General features: G+C 71.7%; 16 protein-coding genes. 8 read left to right on the top strand and 8 right to left on the bottom strand.

What is annotated here, in order from left to right:
• Positions 1 to 122 precede the first annotated feature (122 nt).
• Positions 123 to 3,047, top strand: coding sequence for a bifunctional glycosyltransferase/CDP-glycerol:glycerophosphate glycerophosphotransferase (locus FH610_RS07750; RefSeq protein WP_161627937.1), 2,925 nt, complete (start codon positions 123 to 125; stop codon positions 3,045 to 3,047).
• The gene (locus tag FH610_RS07745; RefSeq protein WP_139573583.1) at positions 3,044 to 4,696 is read left to right on the top strand and encodes a glycosyltransferase family 39 protein; all 1,653 of its coding nucleotides are present in this window, start codon (positions 3,044 to 3,046) and stop codon (positions 4,694 to 4,696) included. Before FH610_RS07750 ends, FH610_RS07745 begins: the two co-directional genes overlap by 4 nt.
• Here FH610_RS07745 and FH610_RS07740 read toward each other — a convergent pair.
• The gene (locus tag FH610_RS07740) at positions 4,663 to 6,243 is read right to left on the bottom strand and encodes a stealth family protein (protein ID WP_139573582.1); all 1,581 of its coding nucleotides are present in this window, start codon (positions 6,241 to 6,243) and stop codon (positions 4,663 to 4,665) included. The two genes, FH610_RS07745 and FH610_RS07740, sit on opposite strands and share 34 nt — an antisense overlap.
• 154 nt (positions 6,244 to 6,397) lie before the next feature.
• Here FH610_RS07740 and FH610_RS44270 point away from each other — a divergent pair, with 154 nt between their 5' ends.
• Both FH610_RS44270 and FH610_RS07730 read left to right on the top strand, forming a co-directional pair.
• Complete coding sequence (locus FH610_RS44270) at positions 6,398 to 7,288, top strand: CDP-alcohol phosphatidyltransferase family protein (RefSeq protein WP_139573581.1); 891 nt, start codon at positions 6,398 to 6,400, stop codon at positions 7,286 to 7,288.
• Positions 7,289 to 7,412: 124 nt separating this feature from the next.
• Entirely contained in the window at positions 7,413 to 8,453 is a 1,041-nt protein-coding gene (locus tag FH610_RS07730; RefSeq protein ID WP_139573580.1) for a sulfotransferase family protein, read from the top strand.
• Positions 8,454 to 8,545: 92 nt separating this feature from the next.
• On the opposite strand, the gene FH610_RS07725 is transcribed toward FH610_RS07730, so the two are convergent.
• The 5 genes from FH610_RS07725 to FH610_RS07705 all read right to left on the bottom strand — a co-directional run bounded on the left by FH610_RS07725 (position 8,546) and on the right by FH610_RS07705 (position 13,864).
• Positions 8,546 to 9,541, bottom strand: a complete 996-nt coding sequence (locus FH610_RS07725) for an RNA polymerase subunit sigma-70 (RefSeq protein WP_139573579.1) — start codon at positions 9,539 to 9,541, stop codon at positions 8,546 to 8,548.
• Between the two features lie 135 nt (positions 9,542 to 9,676).
• Positions 9,677 to 10,651, bottom strand: a complete 975-nt coding sequence (locus FH610_RS07720; RefSeq protein ID WP_240808822.1) for a zinc-binding dehydrogenase — start codon at positions 10,649 to 10,651, stop codon at positions 9,677 to 9,679.
• Between the two features lie 144 nt (positions 10,652 to 10,795).
• Positions 10,796 to 11,893: a LacI family DNA-binding transcriptional regulator gene (locus FH610_RS07715; RefSeq protein ID WP_139573577.1), complete on the bottom strand. Its 1,098-nt coding sequence runs from the start codon at positions 11,891 to 11,893 to the stop codon at positions 10,796 to 10,798.
• A 24-nt stretch (positions 11,894 to 11,917) separates the two neighbouring features.
• Entirely contained in the window at positions 11,918 to 12,796 is an 879-nt protein-coding gene (locus FH610_RS07710) for a PfkB family carbohydrate kinase (RefSeq protein ID WP_139573576.1), read from the bottom strand.
• A 66-nt stretch (positions 12,797 to 12,862) separates the two neighbouring features.
• Positions 12,863 to 13,864 carry an SIS domain-containing protein gene (locus FH610_RS07705; protein ID WP_139573575.1) on the bottom strand — a complete coding sequence of 334 codons (1,002 nt, stop codon included), beginning with the start codon at positions 13,862 to 13,864 and terminating at the stop codon, positions 12,863 to 12,865.
• Between the two features lie 388 nt (positions 13,865 to 14,252).
• On the opposite strand from FH610_RS07705, the gene FH610_RS07700 reads away from it, so the two are divergent.
• The 4 genes from FH610_RS07700 to FH610_RS07685 are packed head-to-tail and all read left to right on the top strand — an operon-like array spanning position 14,253 to position 18,143.
• Complete coding sequence (locus tag FH610_RS07700; protein WP_139573574.1) at positions 14,253 to 15,578, top strand: ABC transporter substrate-binding protein; 1,326 nt, start codon at positions 14,253 to 14,255, stop codon at positions 15,576 to 15,578.
• Positions 15,579 to 15,592: 14 nt separating this feature from the next.
• Positions 15,593 to 16,480 (top strand): carbohydrate ABC transporter permease, encoded by an 888-nt coding sequence (locus tag FH610_RS07695; RefSeq protein ID WP_139573573.1) that lies wholly within the window; start codon positions 15,593 to 15,595, stop codon positions 16,478 to 16,480.
• A complete protein-coding gene (locus tag FH610_RS07690; protein WP_139573572.1) occupies positions 16,474 to 17,310 on the top strand; it encodes a carbohydrate ABC transporter permease in 837 nt (278 codons plus the stop codon). The genes FH610_RS07695 and FH610_RS07690 overlap by 7 nt, the downstream gene beginning before the upstream one ends.
• A complete protein-coding gene (locus FH610_RS07685; protein ID WP_139573571.1) occupies positions 17,307 to 18,143 on the top strand; it encodes a sugar phosphate isomerase/epimerase family protein in 837 nt (278 codons plus the stop codon). Before FH610_RS07690 ends, FH610_RS07685 begins: the two co-directional genes overlap by 4 nt.
• Here FH610_RS07685 and FH610_RS07680 read toward each other — a convergent pair.
• Together FH610_RS07680 and FH610_RS07675 are read right to left on the bottom strand one after the other, a co-directional pair.
• On the bottom strand, positions 18,130 to 19,011 hold the full coding sequence (locus FH610_RS07680; protein ID WP_139573570.1) for a pyridoxamine 5'-phosphate oxidase family protein: 882 nt from the start codon (positions 19,009 to 19,011) through the stop codon (positions 18,130 to 18,132). The two genes, FH610_RS07685 and FH610_RS07680, sit on opposite strands and share 14 nt — an antisense overlap.
• A 2-nt stretch (positions 19,012 to 19,013) precedes the next feature.
• Positions 19,014 to 19,457: a VOC family protein gene (locus tag FH610_RS07675; protein ID WP_139573569.1), complete on the bottom strand. Its 444-nt coding sequence runs from the start codon at positions 19,455 to 19,457 to the stop codon at positions 19,014 to 19,016.
• Positions 19,458 to 19,477: the final 20 nt, after the last annotated feature.

Genomic DNA, 19,477 nt, shown 5'->3' with positions numbered 1-19,477 from the left:
CTCCTTCCCACCGCTCAGTGGATCTCCCGGCCCAGGGCCACGGGTCAAGAGGCTGCAAAGCGACCGTAAGGCAATGGGGATGGGCCGGGTGGCGTGCCGCCGCGCGTCGGCATCCTGACGGCGTGACGGTGTCTGCCAGGCTCTCGGTGGTCGTCCCCCTGCACGGCGGGGAGGAACACGCCGAGGAGTGCCTCGAATCCCTGCGCGACCAGACCCTGGACGACATGGAGGTGATCCTCGTCGGCCGTCCGCGGGGCCTTCGCCCGCCCGACCACAGGTTCACGCTCCTCACGCTCGGCGACGGCGGCGACGACCCCGGCACGGCGCGCAACGCGGGGGCGGCGTTCGCCACCGGGCGCTACCTCGCCTTCGCCGACCCCGGCTCGGTCGTCCCCGCGGACGCCTACCGCGCGCTGGTCGGCGCCCTCGACCGCACCGGGTCCGACCTCGCCTGCGGCCGGATCCGCACCTGGACGCCGTACGCGCCGGACCAGGCGCCCGTCCCGGCGCAGAAGGCCAAGCTGCGCACGCACATCACCCGGCATCAGAAGCTGCTGGACGACCCGCGGGCGGGCGGCACGGTGTTCCGCCGGGAGTTCTGGACCCGGCACGGGTTCGCCTTCCCCGCGGGCCTGGGCGAGGACTTCCCGGTGACGATCCCCGCGCATGTGCTGTCCACCTCGGCCGACGTGCTCGGCGACGTGGTCTGCCTCACGCGAGGGTCCCGGCCGCCGGCCGACCCGCTGCGCCGCCTGGAGGCGATGCTGCAGGTGTCCGACCTGCTCGGACGGCACGCGCCCCAGTTGCGCACGGCCTACGACCTGCGCCTGGCGGAGGGCCCCGACCTCGACGCCGTGCTGGAGGCCGTACGCGACCGGGTTCCCGCCAGGCTCGCCGAGGTCCTGGGCCGCCTGGGCCGCCTGGACCCCGGCGCGGTGGAACGGCTGCCGGTCCTCAGACGGCTCCAGATCCACCTCGCCGCCCACGGCATGACCGGCGAGCTGGCGGAGCTGCGGACGTTCGCCGCGTCGGAGATCAGGCACAGGGGCGTGCTCCGGCGGGGGCTGCGGCCCCGCCGCTGGTATCTCGACTACCCCTTCCGCCGCGACCCCCGGCTCCCGCGCTCGCTGTTCGACGCCACCCGCGACCTGCGGCTCGTCGCCTGCGTGGACGACGTACGCCACGCGGACGACAGGCTCGCCCTGACGGGCCACGCGTACATCGCCCACCTGGACAGCGGACGCAGCCGGATCGAGCTGTGGCTCCAGCGCGGGGAGGAGCGGATCACCCTGCCGGTGCGGCGCACCCGCAGGCCCGACGTGACCGCCGACTCCCGGCAGTCGGTCGCCTGCCACGACGACTCCGGCTTCGAGACCGTGATCGCCCTCGACACCCTGCCCGCCGGCCGGTGGGCGTTGCACGCGCGGGTCCGGGCGCGGGGCGTGACCCGGGCGGGCCGGGCGATCGGAGCCCAGGGCGAGCGCGTCTTCGACGCCGGCAACGTGCGCGTCTCCCTCACCCGCGACCGCGGGCTGACGCTCGGCCCCCGCGCCGGCGGCGGCCCGCATCCCGATCCCGGCGGCCACGTCAGCAGGGTCAGGTGGACGGAGTCCGGCGAGCTGGTCCTGGAGGGGACGGGCCGGTGCCCGGCCGGCCGGATCGTCCTGGAGCGCGGTGCGGAGCGGCACTCCTGGCCGGTCCGACAGGACGAGGAAACGTGGACGGCCGCCGTCGGCAGGACGTCCGAAGGGCTTCCGCTCCGCAGCGGGACCTGGCGGGTGCTCGCCTCGTCACCGGCGGGCGGGGACGCGCGCGTGCGCCTGAGCCCGGCCCTGATCGCCGACCCGCCGCGGCCGCGGGTCACCGGGTTCCACGAGATCTCCGTCCGCACCTCACGCGACGGCGATCTGAGTCTCGCGGTGCGCCCCGCGCTCGGCCCGCACGAGCGTGGGCCGTACGCGACGCGCAGGCGGCGGGCGGCGGCGCCGCGACGCACGATCCTGCGGGACGCGGCGGTGTTCGACAGTTACGGCGGCGGGCAGTACTCGTGCAATCCCCGGGCCGTCTCGGAGGAGCTGGCGCGCCGCCACCCGGACGTGGAGATCGTCTGGGTCACCCGGGACGGGCAGTTCACCGTCCCGCCGGGCGTGCGCCTGGTCCTCTACGGCTCGCGCGAGCACGAGGAGGCGCTGCGCACCAGCCGCTTCGTGGTGGCCAACCGGCGCACGCAGCCGGGGTGGTATCGCAAGCCGCGCGGGCAGACGGTCGTGCAGACCTGGCACGGCACGCCGCTCAAGCGCCTGGGGCTCGACCTTGAGGGCATGCCGTACGCGCAGCGGGTGCCGCGCGACGAACTGGCGCGGCAGGTGGCGACCTGGGACCTGCTGCTGTCGCCGAGCCTCTTCGCCACCTCCGCGCTGCGCGGCGCGTTCGGCTACGAGGGGGAGATCCTCGAGTCGGGCTACCCGCGCAACGACGTGCTGTTCGATCCCGCACGCGCCCGCGCGGCCCGGCGGCGGCTGGGCCTGCCGGACGACCGGCGGATCATCCTGTACGCGCCGACGTGGCGGGACGACACCAACGGACGGCTCGCGCTGGACCCGGTCAGGGCGGCAGGGGCGCTGGGCGACGACGACGTGCTGCTCGTGCGGGCGCACTACCTGGTGGCGCGGGACATGACGATCCCGGACGGCGACCGCATTCGCGATGTCTCCAAATTTCCGGACATGGCGGATCTCTTGGCCGCCGCCGACGTGCTGGTCACCGACTACTCGTCGGCGATGTTCGACTTCGCGTGCACCGGCAGGCCCATGGTGTTCTTCACACACGACCTGGAGCGCTACCGCGACGAGGTGCGCGGCTTCTACTTCGACTTCGAGGCCGAGGCCCCCGGGCCTGTCCTCGGCAGCGCCGACGACGTGCTCGACGTGCTGCGCTACGGCGACCTCGGGCAATTCGCGGCGCGCTACGAGCGGTTCGCCCGCAGATACTGCCCCTGGGACGACGGGCACGCCTCGGCGCGCGTGGTCGCGCGCATGCGGCCATGACCCGCCCGTCCCGGCACGCCGCCGGCCACTCGCCCCGCCGTACGGCCGACGCGCCGTCGCGACGCATCGCGCCCGCGGCCCCCGCGGCGTGCCCGGCCGAGGTGCCCGAGCGGGCCGCCCGACTGGACCTGCCTTCCGTCGTGATCGTCGTGCCTGCCGTTCTCGCGCTGGCCGCCGGGTTGTCGGACCTCGGCGGGCCGCCGCCGTGGCGGGACGAGGCCGCCACCGTCAGCGCGGCCGGCCGCACCCTTCCCCAGCTGGCGCACCTGCTGCAGTCGGTCGACGCGGTGCACGGCCTGTACTACGCGCTGATGCACGTCGTCGCGGAGCTGTCCGGCACCGCCGAGGTGGCGCTGCGGATCCCGTCCGTCGTCGCGGGCGCGCTGGCCGCGGCCGGGACCGGCGCGATCGGCCGCGCGCTCGGCGCCCCTCGGGCGGGACTGTACGGCGGCGTGCTGCTGGCCCTGATGCCCATCTTCTCCAGGTATGTCCAGGAGGCCCGGCCGTACGCGATGACGGCGGCGGCGGCCGTCGGCGTGACCCTGCTGTTCCTGCGCGTGCTGCGGTCGCCCACGTCGGCGGTCCTGGCGGCGTACGCGGCGGCGTTGACCGTGCTGGCCTACCTCAACCTGTTCGCGTTCCTGGTCGTGGGGGCGCACGGCGTCGCGCTGATCCTGTCGAGGGGACCGTTGCTCCGGTGGGCGTGCGCGGCGACGCCGGCGCTGGCCGCCGTGGCGCCGCTGGCCTGGCTCGGCTCCCGGCAGAGCGCGCAGGTGGGCTGGATACCCCGGCCGGGCGTGACCGATGTCGGCAGGCTGGCCGTTCAGCTGTCCGGCGACCTCGGCGGGGCGACGGGACCCGGAGTGGCCCCCCTGACCTGGGCGCTCGCGCTCTTCGGCCTCGCGTATGCCGCGGTCGTGGGCGTCCGCCGCGCTCGCGCGGCCCGTCGCACAAAAGATCCCGCGGAAAAGCCCGCTGAGACGCCGGCCGAAGAGCGTGCCGAGACGCCTGCCGCGCTCGTGCGGCTGGCCCTGCCGTGGCTGCTCGTGCCCGCGCTGGTGCTGCTCACGGTCTCCTGGGCCGTCCATCCCGTGTACGTGTTCCGCTACGTCTTCTGCTGTGTCCCCGCGGCGGCGCTGCTCGCCGGGGCGGGCCTGGCCGCGCTGCCCCCCGGCCTCGCCGCCGCCGTGCTGGCCGCCTGGCTCGGCCTGTCGGTTCCCGGGCAGCTCGCCACGCGCGGCCCGGACGGCAGGCAGGACGACCCGCGGCCGGTCATGGCGCTGCTCGCGGCCGAGGCGCAGCCGGGCGACGGGGTGCTGTTCGTCCCCGCCAAGGTCAGGAAGTACGAAGCGGTCTACCCGTCGGTCTTCGGCAGGCTCCGCGATGTGGCGCTGGCCCGGTCACCCGAGCAGGACGGCAGCTTCCCGGGCCGTGAGGTGGGCACCCGGGTGCTCGCCGCCCGGCTCGACGGGCTGCGCACGCTCTGGGTCGTCGGCCACACGGGCAAGAACGCGATGCCCGCCCGCAGGCGCGCCCTGGTCGCCCGTTCGTTCGCCCCGGCCGGCCGCTGGACCTTCCGCGGCCTGTTCGTGGACAGGTACGTCCTACGGCACGCTCACCGCTCGAACGGCGCCGGGGTGGGGAAGTAGGCATCCAGGAACCGCGCCAGCAGCGCGTCCTGGTCGACGGTCGTGGGGGCGGTGTCGTTGAGGCAGAACACGTCGTGCCTGCGCCGGGCCAGCATGCGGCGCAGCTTGGCCGGCGTCTTCGGCAGCGACAGGTCCACGTAGGTGTAGTCGACCGTGCCGGGGACCGCCCGGCCACTCAGGTAGCCGTAGTAGTGCGCCAGCGAGGACACCACCGAGATGTCCCGCGACGTGCGGAACCTGCTGCGGGCGGTGGCCGCGAACTCCGCCGCGAAACGCCCCTCCAGCTCGTACATGAGCGACCGGCGCAGCGCGTACGGCACGTGCTTGAGCTTCTGCGTGATCGTGCGGCCGGTCAGGTTCTCCAGGATGCGCCGGTTGTTCATGCCCGCGGCGTGGACCGGGGACTCCTCGGTCTCCGGCACGCCGAAGGGCACGTGGACGGTGCTGGGGAAGAAGCGGGTGATCCCGTTGCCCTCGAAGAACGTCCGGGGAGGCAGCGGCCGCCCCAGGAAGAAGTCGTCGTTGAAATACAGGAAGTGCTCGCTGAGCCCGTCGATGTGGTGAAGCTGCGTCTCGATGGCGTGGGAGTTGAACACCGGCAGCATCGACGGGTCGGTGAAGATCTCCTTGTGGTCGACCACCGCGACCATGGGGTGGGTGGTGTCGAGCCACGACGGCGTCTGGCCGTCGGTGACGATCCAGATCCGGTTGATCCAGGGGGCGTACATCAGCAGGGAGCGCAGCGAGTAGCGCAGCTCGTCCCTGCTGGTGAACCGTGCCTCCGTGGTCGCCATCTCGCTCAGCGGGGCGCCGGTGCGCAGCGCCTCGTCGCGCTCGGCCTGGTCGCGGCGCGCCCGCCAGGCCGGGTCGCCGCCGTCGACCCACGTGTAGACGGCGTCGATCGGGAAGTCGATGTCGTCCAGCAGCCGCCGGACGAACTCCGGCCGGGTGCGGTAGGCGCGGGCGCGTCGGGCGGCGCACGCCAGCGGCGTGAACAGCTCCTCGCCGCCGTCCACGTCGGGGCCGTCGGCGGGGACGCGGTCGCAGGCGGGGTTCGGCCTCGGGGCGACCAGCTCGTCGCCCTCCCGGGCCCAGAACTCCAGGTCGCACCCGTTCTCCGGACCGAGCATCAGCGTGCGGGAGGGGCTGGCGAAATACATGGCCAGCCGCACGACCTTGGCGTCGCCGAGCAGCGCCGCCGCCCGCCGCACCGGGCGCATCCGGCCCGCGTCCGCCTGGCGCGCCCGCGCCCCCTGCCTGCCGTACGGCTGCCGCGCGGCGAACAGCGGATGACCGCCGGCCGCGAGCGCGGCGAACGCGCGCGTGCGGTCGTCCTCGGGCACGGCGATCACCGGCGGCCGGTTGGGCAGTGGGCGCACGCAGAAGTACGGCACATTCGCCTCGGTCAGCAGGGCGCACACCACGTCCAGCGTCTCGCGCTGGGCCTGGAGCGGACCCGCGTCCGCCCGGATGAGCGCGGCCCGCGGCGCGGGCTCCCAGGACGGCAGCCGCCCCTGCAGCCGCCGGTACAACGTGACAACGGGCATGGTCTCCCCCTCGAACACGGACTGTAACCGATCGGCGACCGGATTGGCGCATGGTTTACGTAGATGAGGGAGACGGTCAAGAACCGGCAATGAGATGCCCTGCCTGTTACAGAAGAGCAGGCCACGGCTACCGCTTGTAGTCATTCTTGCCTGCATGGGAGGCTTCTCGCTGGACGACATACTCGCGACGCGCAAGCCGAGAGACTCGTGGTGGACCGTCTTCATGGTCGATCCGCTCGCCTGCCGGCTCGCGCTGCTCGTGGCCAATCACACATCGATCACGCCGAACGGGCTGACCCGGCTGTCCATGCTGATCGGCTTCGCCTCGGCGGCCGCCTTCGCGGAGGGCATGCTCGTCGCCGGGGCGGCTCTGTTCTATCTGAGTTTCACGGTCGACTGCATGGACGGCAAGATCGCCAGGCTCAAGGGCACGGGGACGCCCTTCGGCCTGTGGCTCGACTACGTCGGCGATCGGGTGCGGGTGGTCTGTTGCGCCTTCGGGTGGGGGTTCGGCGAGTACACCCGCACGGGCGACACCGACGTGGTGCTCGCGGCCGTCGGCGTGGTCGTGCTCGACCTGTTCCGCTACATCAACGGCCCCCAGCTGAAGCGGGTCAAGGACGCCACCCGCGCGCTGCTCGAGGCGCGGCTGGACGGGCAGTACGTCCTCGCGGAGAGCGTCCTGCGCTCCAGGCCGCGGACCGAGCTGGGGCAGGCCGCCGCGGAGTTCGGCGGGGTCGCCGCCGACGACGGCGCGAGGGTGGTCGACCTGCAGAAGGCGTTCCACGCCCGCTTCCCCTGGTACGACCGGTTCCGCGTCTTCCTGGTGCGGCACCGGGTGCGCACCCACGTGGTGAGCGGCATCGAGTTCCACGCCGCGGTCTTCGTCGTGGGCCCGCTGTTCGGTCCCAAGGCCCTGGCGCCGGTCTCGATCGTGGCCGGCGCGCTGCTGCTGGCGTTCGAGATGAGCCTCGTCTACCGCGTCTGGCTGGCAGCGCGCCAGGTGCCCCGCACCGCCGCCGAGAAACAGAAGATCCTTGTCTGACCGGCCGTCCCGGCCGGATCCGCACGTTCGTACGGCGTGACGCCGTAGGACCCGCGTCACGAGCCGCGCCCGGGGGAGGGCGGCGGCCTGGCGTCTGGCAATTTCACCACGGGGGATAGAACTCATGCATTCGGACAGACCTGTCTTCGTCGTCGGCTGCCCGCGCTCCGGCACCACCATGCTGCAGCTCATGCTGCACTCCCACCCGCGCATCGCGGTCCCGCCCGAGACGCGGTTCCTCGTCCCGGCCTACTTCTCCCGCCGGGCGTACGGCGACATGCGGCTGGCCGACAACAGGCGCAGGCTGGCGACCTGGATCGCCGAGGGCCGGACCACGAAGTTCCACGAGCTCGGGCTGAGCCGCCCCGACTTCGTCCAGGCGGCCATGCTCGGCCCGGGCAGCTTCGGCTCGGTGGTCGGCATGGTCTTCAAGTGCTACGCCGAGCGCTTCGGCAAGCCGCGCTGGGGCGACAAGCGGCCCAGCTACTACCGGCACGTCGAGATGCTGATGCGGATGTTCCCCGACGCGCAGTTCGTCCACCTCGTCAGGGACGGCCGCGACTGCGTGGCCTCGCTCAAGCAGATGCCCTGGTACAAGGCGGACGCCGTGCACGCGATGGCCAACTGGGCCGAGGCCGTCGACTTCGGCCGCCGGCACGCGCGCAAGCTGCCGGCCGACAGCTTCTACGAGCTGCGGTACGAGGACCTCACCGCCGACCCGGAGACCGAGCTGAAGAAGCTGTGCGTGTTCATCGGCGAGGACTACGACCCGGCGATGTGCGATCCGCGCCACATGGCCGAGCTGGCCGTGCCCAAGCACAAGGTGTGGCACAGCAACACGCACGAGGAGGTGACCACCGCCCACTCGGGCAAGTGGGCCTCCCGGCTGGAGCCCTGGGAGATCTCGCTGTGCGAGGAGGTGCTCGGCGAGCGGCTCACCGCGTACGGCTACGAGCTGAGCGGCGCGCGCAAGCCCGACCGCGAGCACGTCGCCGCGTTCAAGGCGGCTGCGGCCAAGCGGCGCGCGGCGCGGCTGCGCAAGTACAACCGCGACCGGCTCACCCGGCTGCGGGAGCCCGGTCCGATCGCCGCGCTGCTGACGGAGGGCCAGCGGCGGCTCGCCGGCCTGCCCCAGCAGCGGTCCTACGAACTGCTTCCCCGCTGACGGCTGGGCCGTGCCGGAAGAGCGGCGGCACAGCAAGAATCGGCCGGAGCACATCGTGTACGCGGTCGGCTCCGGCTGTGCCCGTCGGCGGGTCAGTGCGCGAGCACGTCCGCGAAGCCGAACGTCGCGACCAGCGCGGGATCGTGGAACTTGATCACGCGGGAGATGCCGGTGGCGGTGGGGGCCAGCACCACGACGCCGGCGGCTCGGAGCACGCCGTCGGCGTCCCGGTGGTACACGAGGGCGGAGGATTGGCCGTTGGCGGTAGTCGCGATCATCCGCCAGTCGCCCGGTGCGCCCAGCACGTACGCGTCGAGCATGTGGATGCACCTCGCCCGGCCCGACTGCCAGTCGCGGAACGGGGTCGCCTCCAGCGTGGCGTCCGTGCGCAGCACCTGTTTCAGCAGGCCGACGTCGGAGCGCTCGAAGGCCGCGATGTAGCCGTCGAGCAGCGCGCGTGCCCGTTGGTCGGTCGGTTCGAGCAGCTCGGCGGGCTCGGGCTCCAGCGCGTCGAGCCGGGCGCGGGCGCGCTGCAGGCCGCTCTTCACCGCCGCCGTGGTGGTGCCGAGGATCTCCGCGGTCTCGACCGCCGAGAAGGCCAGCACTTCGCGCAGGATGAGGATCGCGCGTTGGCGGGCGGGCAGGTGCTGCAGGCTGGCGATGAGCGCCAGTCGCAGCGACTCGCGTTCGACGATCACCGCGGCGGGATCGTCGGCGGGCGGGGCGATCCATGCGTCCGGCAGCGGTTCCAGCCACGAGACCTCGCCCGGCGCAAAGGGACTCGGCGGGCGATCGGGTCCGTCGTACGGGCCTGCCAGACCCGAGGGCAGCAGCCGGATCGGGCGCGGCTCCAACGCCGTCAGGCAGGCGTTGGTGGCGATCTTGTAGAGCCAGGACCGGATCGACGCCCGGCCCTCGAATCCGGAGTAGGACCGCCACGCCCGCAGATACGTCTCCTGCACCAGGTCCTCGGCGTCGTGCGCCGAGCCGACCATGCGGTAGCAGTGCGCCAGCAACTCCCGGCGGAACCGCTCAGTCTCGGCGGTGAACCGGTCGTGATTCGGTGCCGCCCGCGGATGCGATGTCACGCCGAGAGCCTCGCGATCTTCGGTCGCCGGTTTCTGTCGATCTCCGTATCCTCTCGCAGAGGCGGCGTCCGCGAATCAGACCTCGTCGAGCTGCAGGATCATGCCGCGTCACCGGCTCGCTACCAGGGGGTTTTCTCAGGGCAGCAGGGCCAGCTTGCCGATGGTGGCTCTGGTTTCCAGTTCCGCGAGCGTTTTCGGGCCGTCGGCCAGTTCGTACGCGGTGGGCCGGCCGGGGGCGAGCACGCCGGCGGCGATGAGCGCGGACAGCTCACCCATGACCTCGCCGAAGATCTGCGGTGCGGCCTGGATCAGCACGCCGATGTTGAGACCGATGACGTGGACCTGGTGCTTGTACACCAGGTCCCAGTTGGTGATCGCGGCTTCGCCGCCTGCGACGCCGTAGACGACGACACGGCCGGTGACCCGCTTTGCGGCGGCCAGGCCGGCGTCGAAGGTGGCGCCGCCCGCCGACTCCAGCACAAGGTCGGCTCCGGCGCCGCCGGTCAGCCGCAGCACCTCGGCGGCGAGGTCGCCGCCGAGGGAGTCCAGGATGTGGTCGGCTCCCAGTGCCAGCACTGTCTCGTGCTTGGCCGGCGAGGCGGTGGCGATGACCGTCGCGCCGTAGTGTTTGGCCATTGTGACCGCGGCCTGGCCGGTCGCGCCCGCCGCAGCGTGGATCAGCACGGTCTGCCCTGCGGTGATTCCGCCCAGAGGCTTGAGAGCGGCCAGCGCGGTGGGCCAGTTCACGGCCAGGCCGAGCGCCTGCTGCTCCGTCCAGCCGGGGGGCACCGGTATCGCCGCGGCCGCGGGCAGCACCATGTACTCGGCGAAAGCGCCGTTTCCGACGCCGGTGACGCGGGTCCCCGGTCGCGGACCTGTCACCGCCTCCCCCATCGCGACGACCTCACCGGCGGCCTCGAAACCGGCCAGGTACGGTGGCCGCGGGCCGTTCAGGAACGTGCCGTGGGACTTCGAGATGTCGGCGAAGTTGACCCCGGCGGCGGTGACGCGGACCAGGACCTCGCCCTGGCCGGGGCTCGGCACTGGTGCGTCGGTGATCAGGCGCATGTCCTGCGGGCCGTTGAGGGAAGTCTGCTGCAGTGCGCGCATGGTCGCGGGAATGCTCATTGACGATCGGCTTTTCTTTCTCGGCGTACATGAAAGAGATCGGCCCGGCGCGCGGGCCGATCTCTCTCATGTAGACCCCGGCCAGCACCAAAAGGAATCGGTGCTCCATCGCCTCGTAGGCCGGATTCAGATGCTCGGTGGGGGGCCTACCGACGACCGCACGATGAGGCGCGAGCGGAGCGTGTGCGTCTCACGGCCGGTTTCGGCCCCCTGCACGATGTCGAGGAGCACCTCGGCCGCCTTCGCGCCGAGCTCGTGCACCGGCTGCGCGATCATCGTCAGCGGCGGATCCATGACCGCCGCCCAGGCGCTGTCGTCGAACCCGATGAGCGCGACGTCGCGCGGATAGGAGAGCCCGGCGGCCCGCAGGGCGCGCAGGGCCCCCGTCACCGCCTCGGTCTCCGTGCAGAACAGCGCGGTGATGCGGTCGGGCAGGCTGAGCATGCGCGCGACCTCCTGGGTCACTCGCTCCTCGACCTTGCGCCCGACCATCACCAACTCGGGGTCGAAGGGGATCCGCGCGTCGTCGAGCGCGTCGAGGTAGCCGCGCAGGCGCTCGCCGTCGGTCCACAGGTTGCGGGACGCCGCCGCCAGCAGCTCCCGCCGGGTCGCCGGCGGCTGCGCCATGGGCGGTCCCCACACGAAGCCGATCCGCCGGTGCCCCGCCGCGATCAGCCGCTCGACCGCCTCACGCGCCGCGTCGCGGTTGTCGATGACGACCGCGTCGAGGTCGAGCGCCGGGATGGCCCGGTCGACCAGGACGACGGGGACGCCGCGCGTCAGCGCCTCCTTGACGTGGCCGACCTCCCGGCCGCTGACCGCGGCGGACGCGATGATCATGCCGTCGACGCGCTTGTCGATCAGCACGTTGGTGGCGGCGACCTCCTCGTCGAGGTCCTCGTAGGTGCTCAGCACGATCGTGTCGAAGCCGCGGGCCCGGGACGCGTCGCAGACGCCGCGGACCAGTCCGGCGAAGAAGGGGTTGCCGATGTCGGCGACGATCACCCCGATGGTGTGGCTCACACCGGTCGACATGCTGCGGGCGAGGGCGTTGGCGCGGTAGCCGAGCTTCTCGGCCGCGGCGAGCACGCGTTGGCGCAGCTCCGGGCTGACGTGTCCATACCCGCCGAGCGTGCGGGCGGCGGTCGCCCGCCCGACTCCCGCCTCGGCCGCCACCTCGGAGATCGTCACCCGCCCGGCGGCCTGGCTCCGCTCAGCTGGCATGGCTGGCGTTCCTCCCTCTCGATCTCAGGGCAGCCTACTGAGAACGGGCCGTCCGTGGCCGAACGCGCCCTCCACCAGGCATTGCTCGTAGGCCGACCGCGCGCCGTCGTGGAGCGCGCGTTCGACGGCGTCGCGGTCCGGGGACGTGCCGGTGGTCCAGCCGCCGCGCAGCAGTGAGACGGCGAACCCGGCGAGGAAGGCGTCGCCGCAGCCCATCGTGTCGACCATCAGGCCGGGGTCCTCCACCCGGCGCGCGGCGGTCGCGACCGTGACCCTGCCGTCGTGCGCGATCGCTCCCTCCACGCCGCGCGTGGCCAGCGCGAGCCGCGCGCCGCGCCGTACGGCCTCGGCCAGCAGCGCCCGCGTGGCGGCCTCGTCGAGGTGTGAGCACGACAGCAGCACCAGGTCGGCGTGCGGGCAGATCCGGTCGAGGTAGCCGGGGGTGCGGAACTCGTCCTCGCTGGACAGGTCGAAGCTCACCACCGGGCCGAGCCCGGCCAGCTTGGGCAGCTCGGTCTCGCTTCGGGAGTACACGCTGGAGTGCACCAGGTCGAAGGTGGCGGCGTACCGCAGCAGGTCGTCGCCGAGGACGAGCGGCTCCCGCAGCGTGACGCCGCCGCCGTTCCAGCCGAGGAAGACGCGGTCGCCGTCGTCCACGCGCAGGGTGGAGACGCCGCTCTCGCCGGTCCGCACGACGCAGTGGTCGATCGCCACTCCCTGGGCGGCGATCGAGGCACGCAGGAAGTCGCCGAGCTCGTCGTCGCCGAACACGCCCAGGTAGGCCGCCCGGAGGCCGAGGCGGCGGGCGTAGACGGCCACGTTGACGCTGTTGCCGCCCGGGTACTCCACGCCGCGGTCGACGAACCGGTCGACGATGTTGTCGCCGAAGCCGAGGACTCTCAAAGGACTCTCCTGTGGACGGGCCCCCGCGCAGGCACGCGCGAGGGCCCGGAAGGGGGGACGGCGGGATCAGTAGTCCATGACGCGGTAGTAGCGGCGCAGGTCGAGCGAGTGGTCGCGCACCCGCTCCAGGTGCTTGCTGACGCGGCTCATGACGGTGTCGAGGACGAGCGGCGCGAGCAGGCCGCGGAACTCGGGGCTGATGCCGTCGAGCGGGTAGTCCTTCGTGTCGAAGACCGTGACGTCCTTGGAGATCCGCTTGGCGAAGGCCTCGGCGCGGTCGGTGAGCGCCCTCGCCTCGTCCTCGCCCTGGAAGACGAGCACGCTGGTGTTCTCTTCGAGCAGTTCGAGCGAGCCGTGGAAGAACTCGGCGCTGTGCACCCGCGTGGTGCGCAGCCACTGCATCTCCTCGAGGATGCACATGGAGTAGAGGTAGGTGAACCCCCACAGGTTCCCGCCGCCGATGAGGAAGTAGTAGTCGCTGTCCTTGTGGGCGTCGGCGAACGCCTCGGCGACCGGCTCGGCCTGCTTGGAGACCTCCAGGAGGATCCGCGGGATGTCGTCGAACTCGGCGGCGAACTTCTCGTAGCCGTCGAACTCGCCCCGCCGCGACAGCAGCCGGCCCATGAAGAGCAGCATCTGCATGTCGAACGGCCACGTCTTGGGCTCGGTCAGCAGCGCGAGGTCGACGTTCTGGGCGATCGGGGAGTCGGGGTAGCCGGTGAAGCCGACGGTGTAGGCGCCCTTCGACTTGCAGAACTCGATGGCCCGGACCACGTCCTCGGTGGTGCCGGAGACCGAGGTGACGATGGCCACCGAGCGCTCGCCGAGCGCCTTCTCGTCCGCGGCGACCAGTTCGGCCGCGATCACCGCGCGCACGTCGAGGGTGGACCGCTGGCGAGCCAGGCGCTCGTACGGCCACATCTGGGCGTAGGTGCCGCCGGCGCCGACGAGGTAGAGGTTGTCGAATCCCCCGTCCACGAGCCGATCGACCAGTTCCTCGATCTGCGGGCGCAGCGCCACCGCGCTCGCCAGCTGGGAGAGGAATTCCGGCTCGTTGAATCCGAGCATTGTCGCGTCCTTTCGGGATCACCTGCGGACCGGCGGCGCCCCTGCTGCCTGATACCGGTATCACGCGGGGGTCACGCTGGCACAGGTGAACGTACGGCGTCAACACCGCGACCTTTTTTCTCGCACCCATGCGGCATCTAGCTGCTGTTTCTGGCCTCTTGCGGTCCCGGAGGCGTCGCGCCGGAAAAAATTCTTGGAACTAGGACTGGTACCGGTATCAGATGCTCTGTACAGTCACCCCACACCAGGCGGGTCGTGCCGCGGCGCGTCCCGGCGGATCCCGATGTCACGGCAACGCGGTGCCCGGCGGCTCCCAGTGCCCCGGCACCGGCGGTCCTCCCTCCGCAGACGGACCAGCCCCCAGACAGACCAGAGAGAGAGGAAGCCCATGCGCCCTCGCGCACTGACGACGTTCGCGGCACTCGCCGGGACGTCGGTGCTCGCCCTCGCCGGGTGCACCGGCGGCGGGCAGGCGGACAAGGCTCCCGCGGCCGACGTGGCCGCCGCCCCCGACTACTCGGGCACCCTGAGCATCCTCACCAAGTTCGCCGGAGAGCCGCTGGAGCCGTACTTCGAGGACCTGGCCGCCGAGTACGAGAAGCTCCACCCCGGGGTGAAGATCCAGCTCATCCAGGAGACCGACCAGAGCATCAAGGACAAGACCAAGACGCTGACCGCGTCGAACGCCCTGCCGGACGTCTACTTCACGTGGACCGGCAACTGGGCGGAGAACTTCGTCCGCGGCGGCCGCGCGGCCGACCTCACCAAGGTCGTCGGGCCAGGCACGGAGTGGGGGAAGACCTTTAGCGAGGGGGCGCTGTCGGCCTTCGCCTACGACGGCAAGTACTACGGGATCCCGCTGTACGGCAACGGCAAGTTCATGGGCTACAACAAGGCCGCGTTCGCCAAGGCGGGGGTGAAGGTGCCGGCCACCTTCGAGGACCTGATCGCCGCCTGCGGCCCATTGCGCAAGGCCGGGTACGAGCCGATCGCGTTCGGCAACAAGGACGGCTGGCCGGCCCTCCACTACCTGCAGCAGATGTTCGCCTACGACGTGCCGTGGGACACCCTGCAGGCCGACCTCAAGCCCGCGACGGCGAAGCTGGACGACCCGGGCTACGTCACCGCGCTGACCCGGTTCAAGACCCTCGTCGACACCTGCACCGACACCAAGAGCGGCACCAACGGCGTGCTGTACAGCTCGGCGCAGGAGAAGTTCGCCGACGGCAAGGCGGCCATGTACTACCAGGAGATCCTGGAGTTCGACAACGAGACCGCCAAGGGCAAGCTCCCCACGGACGACTTCGGCATCTTCCAGTTGCCGGCGCCGCAGGGGGCGAAGGGCGACCCCGCGGTGATCGAGGGCGCGCCCGAGGGATACCTGGTCAACGCCGCCTCCCCGCGCATCCCGCTCGCCGTCGACTTCATGAAGTTCGTCACGAGCGTGAAGAACGCCAAGACCCTGTCGTCCCCGCCGTACGGCCAGCCCAGCACGGTCATCGGAGCCGTCACGCCCGAGACCTCCAGCAAGGCGGTCTACGAGGGCGTCGGGCTGGTCAACAAGGCGCCGAAGCTGGCCGCCTGGCTCGACACCGTCACCGTGCCCGACGTCGCCGACGCCTGGCTGTCCGGAGGCGAGGCGCTGATCACCGGCGGCAAGACCCCCGAGCAGGTGCTCGACAGCGTCCGCCAGGCCTCGGCGTCGGCGAAGTAGCCGGAGGAGAGCAGGTGCGCACCATCGGCAAACGGGCGCTCGGGCTCGCGTGGGTCGTTCCCGCCCTCGTGCTGGTCGGGGTGTTCGTCTACTTCCCGCTGGCCGAGAACCTCGGGTTCAGCACGCTCAAGTGGGACATCTACAGCGGCAGCCAGGAGTACGTCGGCTTCGCCAACTACACCAAGCTCGTCGAGGACCCGGTCTTCTGGCGGTCGCTCGGCAACAACGTGCTGTACGCCGTGGTGTCGATCGTGTTCCAGGTGTTCGGCGCGCTGGTGCTGGCCGCGCTCATCGAAGGTGTGCGCAGCGAGCGGTGGCAGCGCCTCCTGCGGGCGATCTACTTCATCCCCTCCGCGATCTCGCTGACCGTCGCCGGCCTGCTCTTCTACTTCATCTACGAGCCCGACCTCGGCCTGCTCAACCACCTGCTGCAGGCGGTCGGCCTCGGCGGGCTCAGCCACTCGTGGCTGGGCGAGGAGAGCACGGCCATGCCGGCGATCATCGCGATGAGCCAGTGGCAGGGCTTCGGCTACTCCACGCTGCTGTTCGCCGTCGCCATCCAGCGGATCCCCCGCGAGATCTACCAGGCCGCGGCCCTCGACGGCACCGGGCCGGTCCGCCGCTTCTTCCACGTGACCCTCCCCCTGGTGCGAGAGATGACCGGCGTGATGTCGATGGTCACGATCTCGGGGGCGTTCCAGGTGTTCAACGAGGTCATGGTGATGACCAGCGGCGGGCCCGACAACTCGACCCAGGTGCTGGGGACCTGGCTCTACCGCAGCGGCTTCGTCCGCAACGACTTCGGCTACGCCGCCGCGATCGCGACCGTCATCTTCGTGGTCACGCTCGGCATCGCCGTCGCGCAACTGTGGGTCGCGCGCAGGAGAAGGGTGGCGTGGTGAGTCGCATCGGCTTCCTGGGGGCGGTCGCCCGGGTGTTCCTGTGGGCGTTCCTGCTCTGCCTCGCGGCGGTGGTGGTCTATCCGCTGCTGTGGATGGTGCTCAACGGGTTCAAGACCAACGGCGAGATCTTCGGGAACCCCTTCTCGCTGCCCTCCCACTGGAGCTTCGACAGCTACCAGAAGGCCTGGAACCGCGGGGTGAGCAACTACCTCACCACGAGCGTGCTGGTCACCGTGACCTCGACGGTCGCGACCGTGTTCGTCAGCGCGTGGGCCGCGTACGGCCTCACCCGGGTGAACATCCCGTTCTCCAAGCTGACCACCGGGGTCATCCTCGGCGGGCTGATGCTGGCCCCGAGCGTGGCGCTCGTGCCGCTGGTGAAGATGTTCCAGGCCATGGGCCTGTACAACAGCTTCTGGGCGCTGCTCATCCTCTACACGGCCTTCCGGGTGCCGTTCACCACCTTCCTCATCCGGGCGTACATGCTCGACCTGCCGCGGGAGGTGGACGAGGCGGCCGAGATGGACGGCTGCGGCCGGTGGACCGCCTTCTGGCGGATCATCCTGCCCATGTGCAAGCCGATCATCACCTCGACCGTGCTGCTGCACATCCTGTTCGCCTGGAACGAGTACCTGTTCGCGATGGTCTTCACCAGCGGCGCGGGCGTGCAGACCCTTCCCGTCGGCCTGATGAGCCTGATGAGCAAGCACGGCACCGAGTTTCCCGTCGTCTTCGCCGGCATGGCGATCGCGGCCTTCCCGGTCGTGCTGCTGTTCTTCGCCGGGCAGCGTTACATCGTCAAAGGGCTCGCGGACGGAGTCGGAAAATGAGTTCCATGCCCCTCATCACCGGATCGAACTTCTCCTATCAGCACCTGCCGTTCGAGCGGTTCCTCGACGACGCCGCCGACCTCGGCCGCGAGGAAGTGGAGCTGTGGGGGATCGCCCCCCACTTCCACGTGCCGCAGGTGAGCGACGCCGAGGCCCGCGCCGTACGCCGCCGGGCCGCCTCGCGCGGCCTGCGGGTGCGGTGTCTCACGCCCGAGCAGGTGATGTACCCGGTCAACATCGCCTCGGCCGACACGCGGCTGCGCGCCGCCAGCATCGCGATGTTCCGCCGGGCGGCCGAGCTGTGCGCGGAGCTCGGCGCCGAGTTGCTCCTGCTCACGCCGGGCCGGGGCTATGAGGACGAGCCGGTGGAGACGGCGTGGCGCAGGTCCGCCGACGCGCTCGCCGAGATCGCCGGGTATGCCGAGGGGTTCGGGGTGACCTGCGTGCTCGAACCGCTCCAGCGGGTGGAGTCGAACCTGCTCAACGACTCGCGGGCGCTCGCCCGGATGCTGGACGAGGTCGGCGCGCCGAACCTCGCCGCCGTGCTCGACACCGTGGGCATGGCGGTCGCGGGGGAGAGCGTGGACGACTACTTCGACGCGCTCGGCGACCGGGTCCGCCACGTGCACCTCATCGACGGCCGCCCGGCCGGGCACCTGGCGTGGGGCGACGGGGAGCTGCCGCTGGCCGGCTACCTCGCCGCCTTCTCCCGCCGCGGTTATGACGGGTTCATGACGTTCGAGCTGTTCGGCGACGGCACGTACGCCTTCGCCCCCCGGCCCGTCGTCGAACGCTGCCTGTCCGCCGTGCAGGCAGCCCTCACGCACCCCTGACGGGCGGGTTGAACCGGGAGTACTCCTCGAACGCCCAGCGCAGCGGGCTCGCGCCGCCGACCTGGAGCACCTGCTCGACGTCGAACGTGACCAGCCGCTGCGCGCCCGGCACGTCGCCCGGGTCCCACTCGACCCGCGCCCTGCCGGTCAGGTGCAGCGCGTCGCCGGTGGTCCAGTCGAGGAAGAGCAGACCCGCGGCGGGGTTCAGCTCCAGGTTGCCGAGCGTCATGTACATCAGGTTGCCGGCGTAGTCGGGCCAGACGAGCCGCCGGTCGTCCACCACCTCGACGAACCCGGGGTTGCCGCCCCGGTGCGAGACGTCCGAGCCGAGCCCGGGCGCGTGCGTCGCGACGAAGAAGGTGTCGGCGGCCCTGATCCACTCCCGCTGGGCCTCCGACAGGCGGTCCCCGGACCGTGACGTTCGCTCACCGGGCTCCAGGTCCTCGGTGATCGTACGCTTCTGCAGATATTTGGGGCAGTTGGAGTACACCTGCTCGGTCCGTACGGTCAGGCGGTCGCCGTCCCTCCGGGCCCGCCCGTTGACCCGCATCCGGCGCCGGGACCACGGCTCGACGGCCAGCATGCCGATGTCGTGCTCGTCGTCGAACAGTCCCGCGAGCGGCGCGCCGGGCACCGCGTCCACGAGGATCGTGCGGTCGCCGGCCGGCGTGACGAAGCCCGGCCGGCCGGTGAGCGGCGCGGCCCACACCCGGCCTTCACGGTCCTCCGCGCCGATCACGACCATGCGCTGGGACTCCAGGAACCGCGCCGCGACCTCCGGGATCTCGGCCCGTACGCGAGCCGACCCGTGCTCGGCCAGCCGGACGCCCGTGCGGCGCTGGACCGCGACCTCTCCCGCGTGCCGCATCTCTAGAAGAAGCCGCAGGTCGGGGCGTCGGACCGGGGAGCGGGGCGCTCGTCGGCGCCGCTCGGCGCGTAGATCTCCAGCCGGATCCCGTCAGGGTCCTCGAAGAACAGGCCGCCCGAGGAGCCGCCCTCGCGGTGCGGGACGATGCCGCCGTGGTGGATCGTCGCCCCGGCCTCCCGGACGACGGCCTCCGCCCTGCGTACGGCGTCGATGTCCGGCACCTGGAAGGACAGGTGGTGCAGCCCCGGCAGGCCGGGGGCGAACCTGCCCTCGCTCTGCTGCCACAGCGTCAGCACCAGCGTGCCGTCCTGGGCGAGGAACGCGTACCGGCGCGCCTCGTCGGCTGACTCGCCTGCCACGTCGAAGCCGAAGACCTTCCGGTAGAAGCCGACCGACCTGTCGAGGTCGGAGACGTTCAGTCCGACGTGCCCCGTGGTGAAGCTCATCGCCTGCCCCTTCATGACGA

The sequence above is a fragment of the Microbispora catharanthi genome, assembly GCF_006334915.2.
In the GTDB taxonomy this organism is placed as follows: domain Bacteria; phylum Actinomycetota; class Actinomycetes; order Streptosporangiales; family Streptosporangiaceae; genus Microbispora; species Microbispora catharanthi.
The sequence above is the reverse complement of the archived record's forward strand: the minus strand, read 5'-3'. Positions and strand labels throughout refer to the sequence as shown.